Source organism: Geobacillus sp. ZGt-1 (genome assembly GCF_001026865.1).
Classification (GTDB): Bacteria; Bacillota; Bacilli; order Bacillales; family Anoxybacillaceae; genus Geobacillus; species Geobacillus thermoleovorans.
Window position 1 is genome coordinate 1 of the sequence record NZ_LDPD01000110.1, and the last position, 5,421, is coordinate 5,421.

A 5,421-nucleotide genomic window follows, 5' to 3' on the forward strand; every position below is an offset into this window, starting at 1 on the left:
GCCGAGAGCGTGATGAGCCGTTAGCGGCAACATTACATAGAAGATGATACGGGTAATGCATAAGCACGTGTATTAAATAAAAACGGTGGGGATATATATGCAAGACATTATAAAAAAAGAGCAGGAACGTTTAGATGCGACAATATCTGTTATTGATGAGCTGTTAGAAAAAAATAAACAAAATATGAATAAAACTGCAAAAGATGTTGTAGAAGCACAGCTTATTGCATATGCCAAGAAAGAAGTCAAAAAGCTTCAAGATATGCGCCCCAATCCATATTTTGGGCGATTGGATTTTGAAGATGAGTTTGGAAAAGAGACCATTTACATTGGAAAAAAGGGGATTGAAAAAGATGGAGAGTTGATTGTTGTTGATTGGCGGACGGATTTAGGAAGATTATACAATGCTTACCAAGGTGTACAAAAGACTTTCCAAGTCGGAATAGAAAACAGACCGGTAACGATTCACGGAAAACGTGGTATCGTCATTAAAAATGGAAGAGTGATTAAAGTAACCGATATTGGAAAATCGGAAATCGTTGAAAATGAAAATGGCGAAAAAGTCAAATACATGGACGATTATTTAAAAGAAATTTTGACAAATACGGAAGAAGCTCATCGACTTCGGGATATTATCGCTAGCATTCAAGCCGAACAAGATGAAATTATCCGCCTGCCACTGAAAGATACGATTATCGTCCAAGGTGCGGCTGGAAGCGGAAAATCAACGATTGCGTTGCATCGCATTTCATATCTTTTATATCAATATCACGAGCAAGTCAAACCGAAAGATATTCTTATTTTAGCGCCGAACGAGATTTTCTTATCCTATATTAAAGATATCGTACCGGAAATCGAAATTGAGGGGATTGAGCAACGAACATTTTACGATTGGGCATCTACTTATTTTACCGATGTTCATGATATTCCTGACTTACATGAGCAATATGTACATATATACGGGTCAACGGAAAAAGAAGACTTGATAAAAATTGCTAAATATAAAGGATCGCTTCGATTTAAAAAGCTTCTAGATGACTTTGTTGAGTACATCGGCAATACGATGATTCCGCATGGTGACATCGTTATTGAAAGCGGGGTTATTCTTTCCAAGGAAGAAATTCATCAATTTTATCATGCCAAAGAACATTTGCCTCTCAATGTACGCATGAAAGAAGTAAAAGAGTTTATCTTAAATTGGAGCAATGAACAAATCAACATTCGCAAACAACAAATTGAAGATGAATTTGAGGAAGCGTATCGGAAATGGGTTGTAACGCTTCCGGAAGGAGAAGAAAGAAAAGCGGTATATGAAGCATTAGAAAAAGCAAAACAATTGCGTATGAAGATCTTTCAAGAAAAAATGCAACATGAAATTTCGCTTATCGTGAAAAAGATGGAAAATATCCCTGCGTTGTTAATGTATAAATCGGTGTTCCAGAAAAAAGTATTTGAGAAATTTCATCCGGATATCGATGAAGAATTGCTAAGTCTTTTACTGAAAAACGGAAGACAAATTAAACAGGAACGTTTTATGTACGAAGATATTGCCCCGCTCATTTATTTAGATGCGAAAATCAATGGAAAAAAACTGCAGTACGAACACATTGTTATTGATGAAGCGCAAGATTATAGCCCATTTCAACTTGCGATTATGAAAGATTATGCGAAATCGATGACGATATTAGGCGATATTGCGCAAGGAATCTTTTCTTTCTATGGACTTGACCGTTGGGAAGAAATAGAATCGTATGTTTTTAAAGAAAAAGAGTTTAAAAGACTTCACTTGCAGACAAGCTACCGCTCGACAAAACAAATTATGGATTTGGCCAACAGGGTGTTATTAAATAGCAATTATGATTTTCCGCTTGTCATTCCTGTAAACCGTCCAGGGGACGTTCCTACGATTAAGAAAGTTGAAAGCATCGGTGAACTTTATGATGAAATAGTAAATTCGATACGATTATTTGAAGAAAAGGGTTATAAAAAAATTGCGATTTTAACAGCGTCCAAACAAGGAGCCATTGATACATATGACCAATTAAGGAGACGTCAAATTACGCAAATGGAAGTGATTACAGAAGGAAACCAAGCGCTTAAAGAGAAAATTGTTATTATTCCTTCTTATTTAGTCAAAGGACTTGAGTTTGATGCGGTGATTATCGAAGATGTTAGCGACGAGACATTTAAAGATGAAACACAACATGCTAAGATGTTGTATATGTCTATTACTCGCGCTCATCACGACTTACATCTATTTTACCGTGGAAATATATCGCCACTATTGGAAGAGCGAGACCCCAGCGCGCCGCCAAAACCGCGAAAATCGTTTGCCGACTGGTTAATTACGGATATAAACGATCCGTATGTGGAACCACAAGTGGAAGCGGTAAAGCGTTTGAAAAAGGAAGATATGATTCGATTATTTGATGACGAAGAAGAAGAGTTTGTTGAAGAAGCGTTTGAAGATGATCGCGAACGATATTACGATTTCCATGCTTGGTTAAAAGTTTGGCGCCGCTGGGCGGAAATGCGAAGACAATTAGACGAAAAATCGTAAAGGTTGGGATGTAGTGTTGAAGAAATATTCCGGTGGGTTTACAGCGGAACACCTTTATAGAAATGAAATGAAAATCATTGTTCATTTACAACTACAAGGGTTATCGAAAGAGGAAATAAAGAAAAAAGTTTTTGAAGAAAATTTACTTCATTGTCGCAGTGAAGCGGCAATAAAAGATCTATTTCCTCGCGTTTATCGGCGAGCCGAAGTCCTTGATCAGCAGCTAAAGTTTTTTCTAATACATGGAGCACGTTCCGACCAAAACGCGCTCCTGCTATATGCATTTTTAAAACGTTTTGCGTTTCCTCGTGATTTTGTTTTGGAAGTGATCCATTATAACATGAAAAGATTTAAGTCAACGGTATCAGAAGGAAATATTCGCACGTTTTTTGAAGAAAAGGAACAGCAATATGAACAAGTGAGAAACTGGACCGATAAAACAAAATATAAACTAAAGCAAGTGATGTTAAAAATAATAGTAGATGCCGAATTGCTTAAGAAAAATGGAAACGAATACGAAATCAAACCGATTCCATTAAGCAGAGAGTTGCGTGATTACGTCGAACGAAATCCGGTGTATCGCGACTTACTCATCTTAACATTAAACGAATAATATAGGAGGTTTGCAGTGGAGATTCAAAAAAAATTAGATCGGTTTTTTGAAGAGATTCAAAAAGATGAATTTTTGCAGATGAGAGGATTAGGAAATGAAGTACCATACTTCATTTTTGATTACGAACCGGAACATGAGTTGATTGTCCGCCAATCGATCCGATATTTTACGAATCGGATTCATTTAAACATTAAAGTGCTCAATTTATTGAAAATGGTTATTGAACTATTTGACGATATTGGATTAGAAGGGTTAAAACAATTTGAGGAAGAACAAGGAACGGAAGCCTTGTTTGACGCTTTGCGCCCAACGATCGAAGAAGAACAGCTAGTAGACAAAATTGCCGAAGCGGCAGAACAAGCACAAATCATTTTTATCACCGGGATTGGGAGTGTATTTCCATTAGTACGGGCTCATGAATTGCTAAATCAATTGCATCCGAAAGTAACCAACGTGCCAATCGTTATTTTTTATCCAGGAACATATACAGGGCAAGGCCTGAGCCTATTTAATCGTTTCGAATCCAACGGATATTATCGGGCATTTTCTATCTAATGGACAGAGGAGGGTTCGCAGTGTTACAAAACACATTTACTATTCAGGAACTGTTTAAAAAGCCGATTGACCGCGAAATTAATGGGGTAGTGCAAGCGGGACAATACGACGAAAAAGTGGTTCACAGCGAATTAGAAGAATATGTCATGACGAAAGAAATCAGCGAAAATATGAAATATTTCTTTAAAAACTACACTAATAGTTTTGATCATCCGACGACAAAAATAGGAGTATGGATTTCCGGCTTTTTTGGTTCAGGTAAATCCCATTTTCTAAAAATTTTATCCTATTTGCTCAACAACGAAACCGTATATGGCAAACGAGCGGTTGATTTCTTTACAGAAAAAACAGATGACCAAGAATTATTAGAAATGATGCAGCGCTCCGCAACGTATGATAGCCATGCAATTTTATTTAACGTTGATTCCAAATCAGCGGGCGGTAAAAAAGAAAAAGCAACTATTGTAGAAGTATTTTTAAAAGTATTTAACCAATATTTAGGATACTCTCCAACGCTTTGGATTGCCCATATCGAGCGGCAATTGGCAGACGAAGGAGTATATGAGAAATTCGTAAGACATTTTGAAGAAATAGAAGGGAAACCATGGAAGGAAGAACGGGTGCGGATTTTATTAAAACGCAAATCGTTTATTCAGGCGTTAGCTAGATTAGGGTATGACGAAGAAACGTCGGCAGGCTTCTTGGACGCGGCTAAGAAAACGTTTGAAATCAGTTCTGAAGAATTCGCGAAAATTGTTGCAAAACACGTCAAAGAAAAAGGAGACAACTACCGCCTTACGTTCCTTGTCGACGAAATCGGTCAGTATATTGGCGATGATCCGAACCTTATGTTAAATCTACAAACCGTTGTCGAAGATTTAGGAAACTATTGCCAAGGAAAAGTGTGGGTGATTGTTACTTCTCAAGAACAAATCGATGCAGTAACAAAAATTAAAGGCGCTGACAATTTTTCTAAAATTCAAGGCCGTTTCGCAACACGTATTCACTTGACGAGCTCTAATACGGATGAAGTCATTAAACGCCGTCTATTAGAAAAAAGTCCGGCAGCTGCCGATCATTTGAAAATTGAATTTGAGCAAATCGGACAAAGTTTAAACAATACGTTAACGTTTGAAAAAGATACGTGCGTGCTTCAAAGCGGATTCAAAAATGAAGAAGAATATGCGGCGATTTATCCGTTCGTCCCATATCAAGTCGAATTGTTGCAACGGGTTTTTGATAAAGTACGCCGCCAAGGGGAGGCGGGGGCTCATTTAGCGCACGGAGAACGCTCCTTATTAAACGCCTTCCAGGAAGTTGCGTTGCAATTAAAAGACCAAGATACAAACCAATTGGCCCGTTTTTCCCAATTTTATGAAACGGTTAAACGATTTTTAAGCACCTCTGTTTCGGCGACGATCGCATCGGCAGCGAAACGCGAAGGCATCACAGAGTTTGACGTTGAGGTGTTAAAAGTGTTATTTATGATCAAGGGGATCGAGCAGATTAAAGCAACGGTAGAAAATATTACCACTTTGCTTGTCGACAGTGTAGACTGCATAAAAAATGATTTAGAAAAAGAAGTTCGCCGTTCGTTAAACCGTCTTCGCCGAAACATGTTAATTGCGGAAAATGCGGATAAAACGTTCGTGTTCTTAAGCGATGACGAACAAGAGATGAATCGCGAGATTGA

General features: G+C 37.9%; 4 protein-coding genes. All 4 read left to right on the forward strand.

The genetic code is table 11. The features are described 5' to 3' along the window. Positions 1-97 precede the first annotated feature (97 nt). Positions 98-2,560, forward strand: a complete 2,463-nt coding sequence (helD, locus tag VU18_RS15850) for an RNA polymerase recycling motor HelD (RefSeq protein ID WP_047758491.1) — start codon at positions 98-100, stop codon at positions 2,558-2,560. Positions 2,561-2,573: 13 nt separating this feature from the next. Continuing rightward, positions 2,574-3,173 carry a DUF1819 family protein gene (locus VU18_RS15855; protein ID WP_047758492.1) on the forward strand — a complete coding sequence of 200 codons (600 nt, stop codon included), beginning with the start codon at positions 2,574-2,576 and terminating at the stop codon, positions 3,171-3,173. A 15-nt stretch (positions 3,174-3,188) separates the two neighbouring features. Then, positions 3,189-3,728, forward strand: a complete 540-nt coding sequence (locus tag VU18_RS15860) for a DUF1788 domain-containing protein (protein WP_015863617.1) — start codon at positions 3,189-3,191, stop codon at positions 3,726-3,728. Between the two features lie 20 nt (positions 3,729-3,748). Further along, a partial coding sequence (brxC, locus tag VU18_RS15865; protein ID WP_152668855.1) for a BREX system P-loop protein BrxC occupies positions 3,749-5,421 on the forward strand: 1,673 nt, incomplete at its 3' end.